This window comes from Yersinia sp. 1252 StPb PI, assembly GCF_048593885.1.
Taxonomy (GTDB): domain Bacteria; phylum Pseudomonadota; class Gammaproteobacteria; order Enterobacterales; family Enterobacteriaceae; genus Yersinia; species Yersinia enterocolitica_E.
The window spans coordinates 1-227 of sequence record NZ_JAZGQE010000582.1 but is presented as its reverse complement, the minus strand read 5'-3'; the positions used below and the strand labels follow the sequence as shown (position 1 = coordinate 227).

Below are 227 nucleotides of genomic sequence, written 5' to 3'. Positions count from 1 at the left end.
CCTGAATCCGGCTCTGAGGTTCCCGATAATTCATTTTGGCGTCGTCGTTTAAACGACGGTGATGTGGTGCGCGAACAGCCTAAAGAGGCTAAACCTGCGCCAGAAACCACCAAAGCGGAGAAAACCAAATAATGACTATTCCTTTTAATAATATTCCGAGCAATCTTCGGACACCGCTTTTCTTCGCTGAATTTGATAACTCACAGGCGAACACGGCGACAACGACG

The 227-nt window shown here is 47.6% G+C and carries 1 protein-coding gene; it reads left to right on the top strand.

From position 1 onward, the window contains the following. Nucleotides 1-132 (top strand): DUF2635 domain-containing protein (locus V2A85_RS24815; RefSeq protein WP_420072700.1); only part of this gene is annotated, 132 nt, incomplete at its 5' end. Nucleotides 133-227 lie beyond the last annotated feature (95 nt).